This is a genomic window from Flavobacterium sp. AED (genome assembly GCF_000812945.1).
Lineage (GTDB): Bacteria > Bacteroidota > Bacteroidia > Flavobacteriales > Flavobacteriaceae > Flavobacterium.
In genome coordinates this window covers 1,625,886-1,642,409 of the sequence record NZ_JSYM01000001.1, presented here as the reverse complement: position 1 = coordinate 1,642,409, position 16,524 = coordinate 1,625,886, and the positions used below count along the sequence as shown (strand labels likewise).

The following is a 16,524-nucleotide window of genomic DNA, read 5'->3' as shown; positions in this document are numbered from 1 at the left end:
ATTACTCACTAATCTTCTTTTGAATTTGATCTAAAATATAAAGATAATCGTCTTGATTTTTTACAAAATCCCGATTAGACACATCAATAATCAGAACATTCAGTTCCGTTTGTGATTTAATGTAATCTAGGTATCCGTTATTAATTTTATCCAAATATTCTGCTGGAATTTTTTGTTCGTAGCTTCTACCTCTCTTTTTAATATTTTGCAATAAGCGTTCCGAATTTTGGTACAAATAAATATACAAATCGGGTTTCGGCATTTCTCGATAAATGATATCAAACAGGTTCCGATACAACCGATATTCGTCTTCAGCCAGCGTTATTTTGGCAAAAATCAAAGATTTAAAAATATGATAATCGGCTACTAAAAAATCTTTAAACAAATCAAATTGGGCTAAATCATCTGATAACTGTTGGTACCTGTCGGCAAGGAATGACATTTCAAGCGGAAAAGCGTATCGGTTTTGATCTTTATAAAATTTAGGTAAAAAAGGATTGTCTGCAAAGCGTTCTAAAACTGTTTTCGCATTAAAATCCTCAGCAATTTTCATGGCCAAAGTTGTCTTTCCTGCTCCAATATTTCCTTCAAATGCCACATAATTAAATTGGTCCAAAGCAATAGTTTGCAAAGGATTCACTAAATCTTGCACCACTTCACAAACGCTTTGATCCGGAGAGATTTCAAGCAATTCCGATATTGTTTTTTTAAGAACAGGATGTTTCCAATCTAAATTCAAATCCTGAATGGGTAACAAAACAAATTTCCTGTTTTGCATTAATGGATGTGGAATCTGAAGTTTTTCGGTTTCAATAATTGCCGAATCGAAAGCAATCAAGTCAATATCGATAATTCTAGATTGGTATCCCAATTCTTCACTGCGAATACGTCCCAACCGTTTTTCAATTTTCAAAACCTGAGTCAGAATTTTATTTGCAGAACTAAAAGTATGAATCACCAACGCACAATTATAGAATGCATCACTGTCAAAACCCCAAGATGGCGTTTCATATACCTTTGAAACTTTGATTACCGTTCCCACTTCCTGGTGTATCAATTGCAAGCAACGCTCGATGTTTTCTAATCGGTTTCCTTGATTGCTACCTATCGATAAAATAACTTGATGTTGTGATTTCATATTAAGCACAAATTAACTAAAAGAATTTTAGAATAGAAGTATCTTTGCAAAGAGTGTTGATAACTAATTCTAGAATTATAAAACCTAAAGTTTGTAACAATTCGACCTCTTTTTAGACTTATTAAAAAAATATAAATATGAAGTTTTTAGGAAATGTGTTGGCGACCATCATAGGTATTTTCATCTTTTTTATGTTGTTCTTTTTTGGAATACTAATTATAGGAGCCATTTTTGGAGGTGAATCAGAAGGAGTTAGCGTAAAAAGCAATTCGGTTATCGAATTAAATTTAGAAGATATAAAAAATGATTATGCCGGTAAATTCAAAGATCCTTGGGTAACCATCTTTTCTGATGGCAAAAATATAGGTTTGACCGATATTATCAGTGCAATACAAGATGCCAAAACTGATGATGATATTAAAGGAATTTCTATTTTGAATGATGATTCTCAATTAGGAATGGCTCAAAGTAAAGCTTTAAGAGATGCTTTAGAAGATTTTAAAAAATCAGGTAAATTTGTAATGGCTTACGCCAATTCGTATTCTCAAAAGGAATATTATTTAAATTCGGTTGCCAAACCTATTTACCTAAACCCTGTGGGAGATATGGATTTCAAAGGATTGTCTTCGGAAATTATGTTTTTCAAAGATTTTCAGGAAAAATCAGGCATAAAAATGGAAGTAATTCGTCATGGAAAATACAAAAGTGCTGTTGAACCTTTTCTGGAAAACAAAATGAGTGATGCTAACAGAGAGCAAACTTCCGCTTTATTGAATTCTATTTGGAATTCTGTTGTAACAGAAATTTCAAAAAGTAGAAATATATCTGTAACAAAACTAAATGAAATTGCGAACGGACTTCTAGCACGAACTCCTGAAATGGCAAAAACACAAGGATTAGTTGATGTTGTAGCCTACGAAGATGTGTACCATAATGCCATTAAAAACCGATTGAAAGTAGACAAAGACGAAGATTACAACAAAGTAACTATTTTGGATTATGCCAAAAAAGTAGCGACTACTTCAAAAAACACCGATGCCAATGATAAAATTGCCATTATTTATGCTCAAGGCGAAATTCGCAGCGGTGAAGGTGATGTAGATGTTATAGGCGAAGGTTCCATGCGTCGTTCATTACAAGATGCCAGAAAAGACAAAAATATAAAAGCCATCGTACTTAGAATTGATAGTCCAGGTGGAAGTGCTTTGACATCCGATTTAATTTGGAGAGAAGTTGAATTAACCAAAAAAGTAAAACCCGTAGTAGTTTCAATGGGAAATTACGCAGCTTCAGGAGGGTATTATATTGCTTGCAACGCGAATAAAATTTTTGCCGAAAACAATACTATTACTGGTTCAATAGGTGTTTTTGGGATATTGCCTAATTTTAGTCAATTGACAAAGAAAATCGGCATAAATGTAGAACAAGTAAAAACACATGAAAACGCTGCGAGATACAGTCCTTTTGTCCCATTGGATGAAAAATTAAAAGCAGTTACACTTGAAGAAATTGAACATATCTATAAAACTTTTGTAACACATGTGGCACAAGGAAGAAAAATGACATTTGCGCAAGTGGACGCTATCGCACAAGGAAGAGTTTGGGCTGGTTCTGAAGCAGTTAAAATTGGACTTGTAGATAAAATTGGAGGTTTGAATGATGCTATACATGAAGCTGCAGCTTTGGCAAAAACAAAAACATACTCCACACAAAACTATCCTGAATACGAAAAAGACTTTAATGATCTTTTAGCTAACCTGCCATTTGCTAAGTCTAAAGAATCTTTTATTAAGGAAGAAATTGGGGAAGAAAACTATAAAATTATGGAAGAAGTAAAAAGACTGCAAGCTCAAAAAGGCGTTCAAGCCATGATGCCTTTTGAAATTAACATCAAATAAATCCGTACGACATCTGATAGAAAATCCGTTTAAGCTCACTTAAACGGATTTTTTTTACAAAGAAAAAAGAGAGCATTTCGTTATTTATGAAAACATTACAAATGTCCTAAACCATAATCCGTTATTTTTGTAAGAAGTCAGGCAGGGTTTTTGCTAAACTTATAAAATCTTAAGAAATCAAATTATGCTAAAGAAAATTTTAAAAATCATTGGGATTCTAATTGTCCTACTCGCAGCAGCTTTATTTGCTATTCCCTATTTTTTTAAAGATCAAATAAAAGCCAAAATTGCCGAAGCTATCAATGAAAAAGTAGATGCCAAAGTCACTTTTGCAGATGCCGATTTAAGTTTATTCAAAAATTTCCCAAACGCGAATGTGACTTTGGATAAGTTAGTTATTATAAACAAAGCTCCTTTTGAAGGCGACACGTTAGTTTCATTAGGTGAATTGAATTTAAAAATGTCCATTAAGGAACTTTTTAAGGGCAAAAACGAAGCAATGAATATTGACGGAATAACTTCAAAAAACGGGTTAATCAATATCATATTCAATAAAGACGGAATTGGGAATTATGACATCGCTTTGAAAGATAACAAAACCAAGGATGAAGGTAAAAGCAGTCCTTTATCATTAAAAATTCAGAATTATAAAATCGAGAATTTCAAGTTCAGGTATTTTGACGAAAGTTCAAAAATAAAGATGGTTATCGACAGTTTAAACCATGAAGGAACTGGAGATTTTGAAGCACAGAAACTAGATTTGGTAACTAAATCTACTGCGAAAATATCTTTAGACATGGATAAAGTCAATTACATGAAAAACGTCTCTTTGACTTTAGATGCTGTTTTGGGCATTGATTTAGAAAAAAGCAAATACACATTCAAGGAAAACAAAGCGTTAATCAACCAATTACCGTTAGAATTTGACGGTTTTATTCAAATGGTGAAAGCGGGTCAGCAATATGATTTAAAATTTAAAACACCAACTTCTTCTTTCAAAAATTTCTTGGGAGTTATACCAGCGGCTTATGCAGCAAGTTTAGATAATGTAAAAACAACTGGTGATTTTACTGTTATGGGTTTTGCAAAAGGATTATATTCCGACACCACTGTTCCAAAATTCAAAATTGAAATCGCTTCCAATAATGCTTCATTTCAATATCCTAATTTACCAAAATCAGTTCAAAATATAGTTATTGATACTAAAATTATTAATGAAACGGGAATCCTCAACGATACTTATGTGAACCTTGATAAGCTATCTTTCAAAATAGATCAGGATGTTTTCAATGCTAAAGCCAATATCAAAAACATCACACAAAATGCAATTGTCGATGCCGCTTTAAAAGGAACTATCAACTTGGCAAATCTTTCGAAAGCATATCCTATAAAGTTAGACAAACCTTTATCAGGGATTTTAAAAGCAGATGTAACGACAAAATTTGATATGCAATCTGTAGAGAAAAGTCAATATCAAAATATTAATAATGCAGGAACAATGAGTTTGTCTGGTTTCAACTATGTGGATGAAAATGGCAAAACAATGAATATTAGTAATGCCTTAGTTCAGTTTAACCCGAGTCAGGTCAATTTGAAACAATTGAATGCGACGACCGGAAAAAGCGACATTAGTGTAACGGGAGTTTTAGAAAATTTTTACGGATTTATTTTTAAAAACCAAGAATTGAAAGGAAATTTCAACATGAATTCTAAGCAATTAGCCGTTAGTGATTTCATGACAACTGGTGAAAAAACTAAAACTGACCCGAGCGACAGCGAACAGGCGAAGCAAACAAAAAAAGCAGAAGCGATGAAGATTCCGGCTTTCTTAAATTGTACGCTTACCGCAAAAGCGACTACGGTTTTATATAACAATCTGACCTTGAAAGACGTTTCGGGAAAACTGCTAGTAAAGGATGAGAAAGTAACATTAGAAAACGTAAAAACATCTATTTTTGGAGGGACAATCGGAGTGAATGGAGCAGTTTCCACAAAAGGAAAAACGCCAGTTTTCAATATGGATTTGAATTTAAATCAAGTGGATATTGCACAATCTTTTACGCAACTTGATATGTTGAAAAAAATTGCGCCAATAGCCGGAATCATTAACGGAAAATTGAATTCAAACATAAAACTGAACGGGAATCTTGATGCAACAGAACTAACGCCTGATTTAAAAACACTGACCGGAGATTTATTGGGACAGTTGCTTTCAACCACTATAAATTCGAGTAATTCGACTTTGCTAACGGCTTTGGGCTCTAATCTGAAGTTCATCGATGTAAGTAAAATCAATTTAAATGATTTGAAAGCGGCCATTACTTTCAAAGACGGAAAAGTAAATGTAAAACCATTTGACATCAAGTATAAAGACATTAAAGCAACAATAGGCGGTTCTCATGGTTTTGACCAAAGTATGAATTACAATATCAAATTTGATGTCCCGGCTAAATATCTGGGTTCAGAAGCCAATGCATTAATTGCAAAATTGTCACCAGCTGATGCTGCTAAATTGGAAAACCTCCCTATAAATGCCATTTTAACTGGAAACTTCACTAATCCAAAAATTTCAACCGATATAAAAAGTGCTGTTAATAATCTGACTACTCAATTAGTAAAACAACAAAAAGAACGATTGGTAAAACAAGGAACTTCGGCTTTAACTGATTTTATCAATAAAAATAAGAAACCAAGCGACACTACAAAAACAGCAACTCCTACAACAAAGGAAGAAACTACCAATGCTGTAAAAACAAAAGCAACTGATTTATTAAATGGATTGTTTAATAAAAAGAAAAAAGCAGAAGAGCCTAAGACAACACCTTAAGCTTCCTTCTAAATTAAAAAGCCTAAAAGTTTCAATACTTTTAGGCTTTTTTTTATACATTAATCGTTACTACATATCCTTCGGAACCACGGATATTGAAAACTGTTCCATCGTCAAAAAGAAGGTATTGCCCTTTTATTCCTGTGAGTTTTCCTTGAAACTGAGGTGTTTTATCTAAACTCAAACTATTTACTTTATTTGGATAGTGTAAAACGGGATAATGCATTTCGTACAAATCATTTTTTTGCGAATAGAAATACTCCTGAACTTCTGTTGGAATTAGATTCTCCACTTTTAATCTTTCAGCAATTAAATCGATTTGTTCGACATTATTGGTCAACATTTTGCGCCAATTGGTTTTATCAGCATAATGATTTTTCAAAGCTACCTCAGTAATACCCGCTAAATACCGATTGGGAACTTCAACAATAGAAATCGCTTGGGTAGCGCCTTGATCAATCCATCGGGTTGGCACTTGTGTTTTTCTGGTTACTCCCACTTTTACTTCGCTAGACAACGCCAAATACACAATATGTGGTTGCAATTGTACTTTTTCTTCATACGCTAAATCTCTATCCTGAATTCCAAGATGAGCTGTACTTAACTCCGGTTTCATTATCCAATCTCCAACAGCAGCACTAGAATAGAAACAATCGTAACAAAATCCTTGACGGAATATCTTTTTCTTCTTTCCACAATTCAAACATTGATATCCCACAAAATTAATTTCAAGATTTTTATTCAGCAACTGATTCACATTCAAAAAACTATTCTCAAAAACCAAATAATATTGAATTGGATTTCCAAATTCAGTCTGCATTTTTGTAAGTACACCTTCGTAAGTCATTTGAATTTAAGATTTAAGATAAACGATATTAGATTTAAGACCGCTATGTTAGAATATTTGATTTTAAATAGGACTTCATCTAAGAAAAAAATACTATTTTTGGTTCAATTGCAAAGTTAACATTTGTCAATCGATATTCAAATTCAATATCGTAAATCTAATATTGTAAATCGTAAATCCATAAAATGCCACTAACCATAATCAATTCGTTTGCCTCTTGGGTTCTGAAACAACGCATCCATCAGATTGAACTTTTCTTGAAATACCCGAACGAGGTTCAGGAAGAATTGCTTATGAATTTAATTCAGTCATCAAAAAATACTATTTTAGGCAAAGAATATGATTATGCTTCTATAAATTCCTATACCACTTTTGCGGATAGAATTCCTATTTCTACTTATGAAGAATTACAACCGCTGATTGAGAGAACTCGTAAAGGCGAACAAAATGTTTTTTGGGAAACCCCCATAAAATGGTTCGCAAAATCAAGCGGAACAACGAATGCCAAAAGTAAATTTATTCCGGTAAGCAACGAAGCGCTCGAAGATTGTCATTATAAAGGAAGTAAAGATTTGCTGTGTTTGTATCTCAATAACAACGAAGAATCAGAACTCTTTCTTGGAAAAAGTCTGCGTCTTGGCGGAAGCTCCCAAATCTATGAAGACAACAATACTTTTTTTGGAGATTTATCAGCGATATTAATCGAAAATATGCCTATTTGGGCGGAGTTTAGCAGTACGCCAAGCAGCAAGATTTCACTAATGAGTGAATGGGAAACCAAAATTGCTGCCATTATAAACGAAACGAAAAACGAAAATGTGACCAGTTTTGCAGGAGTTCCTTCGTGGATGCTGGTTCTAATGAATAAAATGCTGGAGGAAACCGGAAAAGGAAATTTATTCGAAATTTGGCCCAATCTCGAAGTGTACTTTCACGGCGGCGTAAATTTTGAACCGTATCGAGAACAGTATAAAAAAATACTACCGAAAAAAGATTTTAAATATTACGAAATATACAATGCCTCTGAGGGATTTTTTGCCATTCAGGATTTAAATTATTCCAGTGATTTATTATTAATGCTGGATTACGGAATTTTCTATGAATTTATTCCAATGGATACTTTTGGCACATCGGACCAAAAAGTAATTCGTTTGGCTGATGTGGAACTTTTCAAAAACTATGCATTAGTGATTACTACCAATTCTGGTTTATGGCGCTATTTGATAGGCGACACCGTACGTTTCACCTCATTGAATCCATACCGAATTCGGGTTACGGGTAGAACCAAACATCATATCAATGTTTTTGGAGAAGAATTAATGGTCGAAAATACAGATCAGGCTATTGCCAACGCCTGTAAAATAACTCAAATGGAAGTTGTTGAATATACCGTTGCGCCTGTATTTATGAATGGAAAAGAAAAAGGTGCCCATGAATGGATGATTGAATTTAAAGATAATCCTACTGATGTATCCCAATTTCAGAAAGCGCTGGATGAATCCATACAATCCTTAAATTCTGATTACGAAGCGAAACGCTACAATAACATGACGCTGAATCCGTTAGTAATTAATGTAGCCCGTAAAAATTTATTTTATGACTGGCTAAAAGGAAAAAATAAACTGGGCGGTCAACATAAAATTCCAAGATTATCAAACCAAAGAGATTATCTGGAACAATTGAAAAGCATGCAGTTTCAAACAGCATAAAAAACGAGAAGATGAAAAATACCTTCTACATCTTGATAACGATACTTTTTCTGAGTTCCTGTGGACCACACAGAATGCGTTGTGGAGCCAGAGGAATTTGTAAATCTCCCGAAAAACAAACATTGGTAAAATCTGAAAAAACAGTTACTATTAAAGCATAAAAAAAGCTGTCTAAAATTATTTAGACAGCCTTTTTTATATATTATCATTTGCACTATTTACTCCTCATCCATCATATCAATATGCCTGTCATGATAGCCTAACAGGTATAAAACACCATCAAGACCCAGACTAGAAATTGAAGTAGCTGCATTTTCTTTTACCGTAGGTTTGGCATGAAAAGCAATTCCTAAACCTGCCAGATTCAACATAGGCAAATCATTTGCACCATCACCCACAGCAATGGTTTGATTGATATTTATGCCTTCTTTTTCCGCAATAGCTTTTAGATATTCGGCTTTCTTTTGTCCATCAACGATTTCACCCAAATAGTTACCCGTCAATTTCCCGTCTTTAATCTCCAATTCATTGGCGTGAACGTAATCAATCCCTAATTCCTTTTGTAAATAATTCCCAAAATAGGTGAATCCTCCTGATAAAATAGCGGTTTTATAACCGTAATATTTCAAGGCTTTCATCAAGCGATGAGCTCCTTGTGTTATGGGCAGATTTTCAGCAACCGTTTGTAGCACATCTTCACTTAAGCCTTCTAACAAAGCCATCCGTTTTTTGAAGCTTTCGCTAAAATCAATTTCACCATTCATAGCCGATTCAGTAATGGCTCTTACTTGCTCGCCTACACCCGCTAATTCAGCTAATTCATCAATTACTTCCGTTTGAATTAAGGTAGAATCCATATCAAAACACACCAAACGTCTGTTTCTTCTATACATATTGTCTTCTTGGAAAGAGATATCCACATCTAATGTTCTGGAAATTTCCATAAAACTGGCAGTCATCGATGCTTTATCCACAATATCACCCGTTACGGATAATTGCACGCAAGAACGAGGAAATTCTTCTTTTTCAATAATAGAAACTCTACCGGTTAATCTTTTGATAGAATCAATATTTAAATTTTGGTCAGACATTATTCTGGTCACAGCCGCCAATTGTACAGCCGTTAATGTTTCTCCCAAAATATTTATGATGTAACGCTGTTTGCGTTGTGCTTTCACCCAAATTTCGTAATCAGCAATAGAAATTGGAATAAACTTAACTTTAATACCCAATTCATAGGCTTTAAACAATAAATCTTTTAAAACAGGCCCAGAAGAAGAACCCGCTTTTATTTCAAATAAAATACCTAAAGATAGGGTGTCATGAATATCTGCTTGTCCAATATCTAAAATAGTTGCATCATAAGTTGCTAATATCGATGTTAAACCAGCTGTAACTCCAGGTTTGTCCTGACCAGAAACTTTTAATAAAATAACCTCTTTATCTTCTATAATCATTTTGTTTTTATATTGATTTACAATGGACAAAAATCGGCATTCTAATGGTGATAAAAAAGAATAATGTTTGTTTTTTTAAACAATAACAAATAGTTTAAATTACTCATAAAAAAACCTGCCCAAATGAATGAACAGGTTTGTATTTATGAGAAAAATGCAATCTTTACTATGCAATGTTCAACCTTTTCAATGCTAATTATTTCTCGTTTTCATCAAAATTTACCATCCAATTGATTCCAAATTTATCTACAAACATTCCAAAATAAGCGCCCCAAAAGGTTTGATTCATTGGCATCGTTACCGTTCCTCCTACCGAAAGTCCGTTAAACAATTTACCAGCCTCTTCTTTGCTCTTAGCATTGATTGAAAGTGCTACGTTTTGTCCAAAAGCAACTTCCCCACTTGCTGAATTGCTGTCGCTTCCCATTAATACAAATCCATCACCGATTGGTAAAGTAACATGCATTATTTTATTTCCATCTGCTTCAGAAAGCACAGGATTACCTTCTGCTGGCGGCATATCTTTAAACTTCCCAATATAAGGGAATTCACCACCAAATACAGATTGATAGAATAGGAATGCTTCTTCGCAATTTCCATTAAAAATTAAATACGGATTAATTGATGCCATAATACTATTTTAAGATTACTATTTATTTTTTCTCTGAAAGTTTCTTTACCAAATCTAAGCCTTTTGGAAATGTGGTTCTGAAATAATCGATATATTTTTCGACTGAATCCATTTTAGTTTCTAGAACAGTCCGACCATTGTTTTCAGTTAATCGATAGGTTTCCATAGCACCAGCCCATTCTTGAGTTCCATCATCAACAGGCATTTCCTTAAAGTTTTTGATTCCACTCAAATGTTTAAAAGCGATATATTCATTATCCATTTTTTTGTAAATAATGCTGTTCATTCCGTCCCCATTTGGAGATAAAAAATGAATTTTACTCCCTTCTTTCCAATCGCTTACTGCATAAGTTCCTTCACAAAAAACAGATGTCCATTGTTTGTAGGTTTCTTCATTCCATAAAATGTCCCAAACTTTTTCTTTTGGAGCATTTATCTCGATTTTAAATTCTAGTGTTGTCATCTTGCTCTTTTTCAGATTAACTTAAAACCTATTGTTTTGGTACTTTACTAAAATCCATATATAACATATTCCAGCGATGTCCATCTAAATCCGCAAAAGCACAACCGTACATCCAACCTTGATTTTCGGCAGGTTTAGCGAAAACTGTTCCTCCGGCTTCTTCTACTTTCTTTGCGAATTCATCCACTTCTTCTCTACTTTCTGCATCTATAGAAATTAACACTTCGGAACTCGATTGCGTATCTGTAATTTTATTTTGCACAAAACCTTCAAACATCGATTCCGCAAAAAGCATAACCGCAAAATTAGTAGCACCAACTGACAGGCATGTTGAATGCGGAGTAGCGTATTGTTCATTAAAAGAAAAACCTATTTTAGCGAAAAATGCTTTTGATTTCGCTACCTCTTTTACTGGCAAATTAAGCCATATTTGCTTTGTCATACTATTATTTTTAGAGTGTCAATTTTTAGCATATTTTAAAGTTATTCAAAATTTCCTGCCAACATTATTGTTGCAATACTTCAGTATTTTGCTTTTCGAAACCAAATTTTCGACTGTAAATTTACAAATTATTTAAAGTCAGTTCTCTTTTATAATCAAGAATATAGCTTTTAAAATAATCTATAAAAAAAACCTGTTCAATGGAATGAACAGGTTTTATATTTTTAGAAAAGATTAAAATTAATCTTTATCAGAACTCAAATTAAGAAGCAATCTCCAATCGTTTCAATAAGTTTTTATTCAACGTTTCTTTTGCATAATCTACGTCAATTTCTAATGTTTTATCATCAGAACTTGGTAATTCATACATCGCATCCGTTAAAATTGCTTCACATAAAGAACGCAATCCACGAGCTCCTAATTTATATTCTAAAGCTTTATCAACAATAAAATCCAATGCTTCATTTGTAATGGTGAATTCAACATCATCCATCAAAAACAATTTCTCGTATTGTTTGATTAACGCATTTTTAGGCTGTGTCAAAATTGCGCGCAAGGTTTCTCTGTCCAAAGGATCCATGTGTGTCAATACTGGCAAACGCCCAATAATCTCTGGAATCAATCCAAAATCTTTGATATCCTTTGGAATAATGTATTGCAACAAATTGTCTTTGTCAATATTATCTACATTTTTAGATGTAGAATACCCAACAGCTTGACGGTTTAATCGTTTCGAAATAATTCTTTCGATTCCATCAAAAGCACCACCGGCTATAAACAAAATGTTTTGTGTATTTACCTCAACAAATTTTTGGTCTGGGTGTTTACGTCCTCCTTTTGGTGGCACATTCACAACGGTTCCTTCCAATAATTTCAATAATGCTTGTTGCACACCTTCCCCGGAAACGTCACGCGTAATAGACGGATTGTCACTTTTACGGGCAATTTTATCTATTTCGTCAATGAATACAATTCCACGTTCAGCTTTGGCAACATCATAATCAGCAGCTTGTAAAAGACGAGTCAAAATACTTTCGACATCTTCCCCAACATAACCTGCTTCTGTTAAAACTGTCGCATCAACAATCGCTAAAGGCACATCCAACATTTTTGCAATGGTTTTTGCCACCAATGTTTTTCCTGTTCCTGTTTGTCCCACCATGATGATGTTACTTTTTTCAATCTCAACCTCATCGTCTAATTGCTGTTGCATCAAACGTTTGTAGTGATTGTAAACCGCAACAGACATTACTTTTTTAGTTTGGTCCTGTCCAATTACATATTGATCCAAGAACGCTCTGATTTCTTTTGGTTTCTTCAAAATCAAATCTCCAACCAGTTTTGAACTTCCGCTGGATTTCAATTCTTCTAAAACAATTCCGTGTGCTTGTTCGATACATTTATCACAAATATGTGCATTGATACCAGCAATCAATAAATTGGTTTCTGGTTTCTTTCTTCCACAAAACGAACACTCTAATACTACTTTTGCCATCTATTTCAGTTAGCAGTGTTCAGTTCTCAGTAAGCAGACTAAATACTGCCAACTGAGAACTGAATACTAAATTTATCCTCTTATTAAAACTTCATCAATCATTCCGTATGCTTTTGCTTCTTCGGCAATCATCCAATAATCACGTTCACTGTCGTTATGCACTTTTTCGAAAGTTTGTCCGGAGTGGTGAGAGATGATTTTGTACAACTCATCTTTCAGTTTCAACATTTCACGTAAGTTGATTTCCATATCAGTAGCAACTCCTTGCGCTCCGCCTGATGGTTGGTGAATCATTACTCTTGAATGTGGCAATGCCGAACGTTTTCCTGCAGCACCTGCACACAAAAGGACCGCTCCCATAGAAGCTGCCATTCCTGTACAAATAGTTGCTACATCTGGTTTGATGTATTGCATCGTGTCATAAATTCCTAATCCTGCGTAAACGCTTCCTCCTGGAGAATTCAAATAAATTTGAATGTCTTTTGAAGCATCAGCGCTTTCAAGGAACAATAATTGTGCCTGAACGATATTTGCAATTTGGTCATCAATTCCTGTTCCCAAGAATATAATTCTGTCCATCATCAGCCTTGAGAAAACGTCTAATTGTGAAATATTCAACTGACGCTCCTCGATGATATATGGAGTCATGTTTTTAGGAGTCATTGCGCCTACGATTTTATCGTAATACATGGAGTTTACGCCGTGGTCCTTTGTAGCAAATTTTTTAAATTCTTTACCGTAGTTCATATTTTTTTGTTCTAAGTTTTACGTAATATCTTGTGATTCGATTTAATGCAAAGGTCATACCTATTTCCAAATGATGTCAATATGTCTTATTTTTAGCCCAGATAGCAGTGAAAAGCTTTTTGAAATGGCTGGCATTTTTTTGTTGGTAAAAAAAAGCGACCAAAGGAAGCTCTTTTTTTACCTTACAAAAAAGGCAGCAATGAAAAAACTTGCAACGAATAGCTGGATTGGCTCCTGAAATTAATTCAAATAAAAGAGCGCCAAAAAAATTATTCTTTTGACGCTCAAATATACTTATTTTTTTAGAAATTATTCTCCGTATGAAGCGGCAATAAATTCTTCGTACGTTACTTCTTTAGTAGTAGGATTTGCTTTCTCTTTGAACAATTCCAATAATTTCTCAGCAACAACTTGGTCAGAAAGTCTTTTTACTTCGTCTTGGTTTGACAAAACTCTTGCAACAATTCCTTGAACTTCTTCGTCAGTAGGATTTGTTTGCCCGAATTGAGCCATTTGTTGTTTGATTGATCTTGTAGTAAATGATTTCAAGTCTTCAAAAGTAATTTTGATATCGCTTGAAGCCATTGCTCTACCTTCGATCAACTGAAAACGCAATCCTCTTTCAGAACGTGCATATTCTACTTCAGCTTCTTCAGGAGACAATTTTTTCTCTCCAACAGTTTGCAACCATTTTTTCAAGAATTCAGATGGCAAGTCGAATTTTGTGTTTTCGATCAAGAAATCCTGAACATCAGCCAATAATTTTTGGTCAGCTTGTTGTGCAAATTGATTTTCAGCATCTTCTTTGATTTTTGCTTTCAATTCTTCAAGTGAAGCAACAGTTCCTGCTCCAAAAAGTTTGTCAAACAATTCTTGGTTCAATTCAGCCAATTCAGCTGTATTGATTGCTTCGATTGTGAAATCAACATCAACTTCTAATCCGTGAACGTCATCATGATTTACTTTCATAACATCCATCAATTGATGATCGTCTTCAAATAAACCTTTAGTGCTTACAGTCACTACATCACCTACTTTTTTACCGATGAATAAATCCCAAGTCGCTTTGTCTTTGAAAAGATCAGCAGCAATAGTGGTAGCGTTATTAATTCCTTTTTCTTCGTTTGTGAAAGTTCCTGTAATATCAGAACCTGCTTCAACAACTTCTTGAGGAATAGCTTTTCCAAATTGTTTTTGGATGCGTTCTACTTGACCTTCGATCAATTTATCATCAGCAGAAACTACATATTTAACGATGTCGTTTTTAGCTTCTAAGTCTAATTCGAAGTTTGGCACTAAACCAATTTCATATTCAAAAACCAATTCTTCAGTATCCCAAGAAAAATCTTCGTTTACTTTAGCAAGTGGTGTTCCAAGAAGGTTTAATCTTTCTGATTGTACGAAACGCTCTAAAGCTAAGTCCACAACTTTCTGAACTTCTTCTTGTTTGATTGCTTTACCGTATTGTTTTTCAACAAGATCTTTAGGCACAGCCCCTTTTCTAAATCCTTTAACAGTTGCCAAAGGCATTTTTTCGTTTATTCTTTTTGCTACTTGTCCTTTGTAATCCATGTGAACAACTGTCATTACAATTGTCTCAGTTACAGCGTCTATTGCTACTCTTTTAATATCCATCTTCTTCTTTAATTTACATAATAAAATTGGACTGCAAAATTATAAAATTTTTACAACCCAAACAAGCTTTTTATTCACGATCCCGATCCCGAAGCGTCGGGACGGGACTGGATTGAATTTTAGGCGGTTATTTGATAAAATCACAGGTCTGAAACGGAAAATAATTTGGGCGTGTCCCTCCGTAAAAACTACGGGTCAAGCTGTACGTTCCCGCTTTTTATCGCCTGCCAAAAAAAGGCAGTCCATAAAAGAGCTCCACTACCATCCTTCACGCGACTCGTGGTATTCAATAATTTTGATAGTTTGTAAGAAAAATTTTTAATATATTTGAACTAAATAAGTATGTGACTATTATCCCCCATATACACCCAAAATATGGGGTAACTTTTTAGTTTTATCACACATCTAAACAAGTTAACGTAAAGATTCAAGAATTAAAGTACTGAAAAGACACTATGAAACTGTATAAATATTATCCGGATAATGTGAATTCATTCAAGTCGATTTCTGTCCGAGGACTTTGGTGTCATTATCCAAAAAAAATGAATGATCCGGCTGATTGTTTGGCTTTTTTAAATAGAGAAATAACTCCTGAAGAAGTTACAGTTTTTAAATCATATTTTGAAAATCACTTGAATCCAAGTTTGAAACGTATTTTTAATTATTCAAATGAGCAAGTAACAAATTTTATAAATCTTCAAAGAAAAAAATTATTAGACGATTTTGCATTTTGCTCGTTAAGCGAAACTTTTGACGACATTTTAATGTGGTCACATTATGCTTCATCACACACTGGTTTTGTTGTTGAGTTTGAATTCGACGACTCAAAAATTGACCATCACTTTCAAAAGATTAATTACACTGATTATTTACCAAAATTGGACATCTCAAAAATTGCTGAATTTATGAATGGTAAAGATGAAAATCTAAAATACTTTTTTCAAGATTTATCTTTGAAATCTACTTCTTGGTGTAAAGAAAAGGAATGGCGTATATGGAGAAGCAAACCTTGCTATTATCACTATGAAGGAACAAATATTAAGAATGTGTATTTTGGAGTTAATTCAAGTATAGAAACGAAATCTATTGTTGCAAAACTTATTGATGAATTAAATAAAGATGCATTATTTCACTTTATGGAATTTAATCAAAATCCTATTAAACTTGTATCTAAAAGTTAAGCCAACCGCTAGCAGCTTCTACAAATTGATTTGATCAATTAGCTTAATTTAGGA

At 33.8% G+C, this 16,524-nt stretch carries 14 protein-coding genes; 5 read left to right on the top strand and 9 right to left on the bottom strand.

Annotated features, from left to right (window positions below):
* Nucleotide 1: 1 nt before the first annotated feature.
* On the bottom strand, nt 2-1,138 hold the full coding sequence (gene folK / locus OA85_RS07270; protein ID WP_039108859.1) for a 2-amino-4-hydroxy-6-hydroxymethyldihydropteridine diphosphokinase: 1,137 nt from the start codon (nt 1,136-1,138) through the stop codon (nt 2-4).
* Nucleotides 1,139-1,275: 137 nt separating this feature from the next.
* On the opposite strand from folK, the gene sppA reads away from it, so the two are divergent.
* Nucleotides 1,276-3,036 (top strand): signal peptide peptidase SppA, encoded by a 1,761-nt coding sequence (sppA, locus tag OA85_RS07265; RefSeq protein ID WP_039108858.1) that lies wholly within the window; start codon nt 1,276-1,278, stop codon nt 3,034-3,036.
* Between the two features lie 184 nt (nt 3,037-3,220).
* Nucleotides 3,221-5,863, top strand: a complete 2,643-nt coding sequence (locus tag OA85_RS07260; protein WP_039108857.1) for an AsmA family protein — start codon at nt 3,221-3,223, stop codon at nt 5,861-5,863.
* A 52-nt stretch (nt 5,864-5,915) separates the two neighbouring features.
* Here OA85_RS07260 and OA85_RS07255 read toward each other — a convergent pair whose 3' ends face one another.
* Nucleotides 5,916-6,710, bottom strand: coding sequence for a DUF2797 domain-containing protein (locus OA85_RS07255; protein WP_039108856.1), 795 nt, complete (start codon nt 6,708-6,710; stop codon nt 5,916-5,918).
* A 185-nt stretch (nt 6,711-6,895) separates the two neighbouring features.
* Between OA85_RS07255 and OA85_RS07250 the strand changes: the two genes are divergently transcribed.
* The gene (locus tag OA85_RS07250; protein ID WP_039108855.1) at nt 6,896-8,419 is read left to right on the top strand and encodes a GH3 auxin-responsive promoter family protein; all 1,524 of its coding nucleotides are present in this window, start codon (nt 6,896-6,898) and stop codon (nt 8,417-8,419) included.
* 11 nt (nt 8,420-8,430) lie between these two features.
* Complete coding sequence (locus OA85_RS17370; RefSeq protein ID WP_156129419.1) at nt 8,431-8,580, top strand: hypothetical protein; 150 nt, start codon at nt 8,431-8,433, stop codon at nt 8,578-8,580.
* Between the two features lie 57 nt (nt 8,581-8,637).
* On the opposite strand, the gene serB is transcribed toward OA85_RS17370, so the two are convergent.
* From serB to OA85_RS07215, 7 genes are all read right to left on the bottom strand, one after another.
* The gene (serB, locus tag OA85_RS07245; RefSeq protein ID WP_039108853.1) at nt 8,638-9,876 is read right to left on the bottom strand and encodes a phosphoserine phosphatase SerB; all 1,239 of its coding nucleotides are present in this window, start codon (nt 9,874-9,876) and stop codon (nt 8,638-8,640) included.
* 196 nt (nt 9,877-10,072) lie between these two features.
* Nucleotides 10,073-10,507: a VOC family protein gene (locus tag OA85_RS07240; protein WP_039108852.1), complete on the bottom strand. Its 435-nt coding sequence runs from the start codon at nt 10,505-10,507 to the stop codon at nt 10,073-10,075.
* Between the two features lie 22 nt (nt 10,508-10,529).
* Nucleotides 10,530-10,970 (bottom strand): SRPBCC domain-containing protein, encoded by a 441-nt coding sequence (locus tag OA85_RS07235; RefSeq protein WP_039108851.1) that lies wholly within the window; start codon nt 10,968-10,970, stop codon nt 10,530-10,532.
* Between the two features lie 28 nt (nt 10,971-10,998).
* Nucleotides 10,999-11,412, bottom strand: coding sequence for a VOC family protein (locus tag OA85_RS07230; RefSeq protein ID WP_039108850.1), 414 nt, complete (start codon nt 11,410-11,412; stop codon nt 10,999-11,001).
* Nucleotides 11,413-11,674: 262 nt separating this feature from the next.
* Complete coding sequence (gene clpX, locus OA85_RS07225; RefSeq protein ID WP_039108849.1) at nt 11,675-12,907, bottom strand: ATP-dependent Clp protease ATP-binding subunit ClpX; 1,233 nt, start codon at nt 12,905-12,907, stop codon at nt 11,675-11,677.
* Between the two features lie 72 nt (nt 12,908-12,979).
* The gene (gene clpP / locus OA85_RS07220) at nt 12,980-13,654 is read right to left on the bottom strand and encodes an ATP-dependent Clp endopeptidase proteolytic subunit ClpP (protein ID WP_039108847.1); all 675 of its coding nucleotides are present in this window, start codon (nt 13,652-13,654) and stop codon (nt 12,980-12,982) included.
* Between the two features lie 309 nt (nt 13,655-13,963).
* The gene (locus tag OA85_RS07215) at nt 13,964-15,289 is read right to left on the bottom strand and encodes a trigger factor (protein ID WP_039108846.1); all 1,326 of its coding nucleotides are present in this window, start codon (nt 15,287-15,289) and stop codon (nt 13,964-13,966) included.
* A 455-nt stretch (nt 15,290-15,744) separates the two neighbouring features.
* Between OA85_RS07215 and OA85_RS16995 the strand changes: the two genes are divergently transcribed.
* Nucleotides 15,745-16,470 (top strand): DUF2971 domain-containing protein, encoded by a 726-nt coding sequence (locus OA85_RS16995; protein ID WP_082014127.1) that lies wholly within the window; start codon nt 15,745-15,747, stop codon nt 16,468-16,470.
* Nucleotides 16,471-16,524 lie beyond the last annotated feature (54 nt).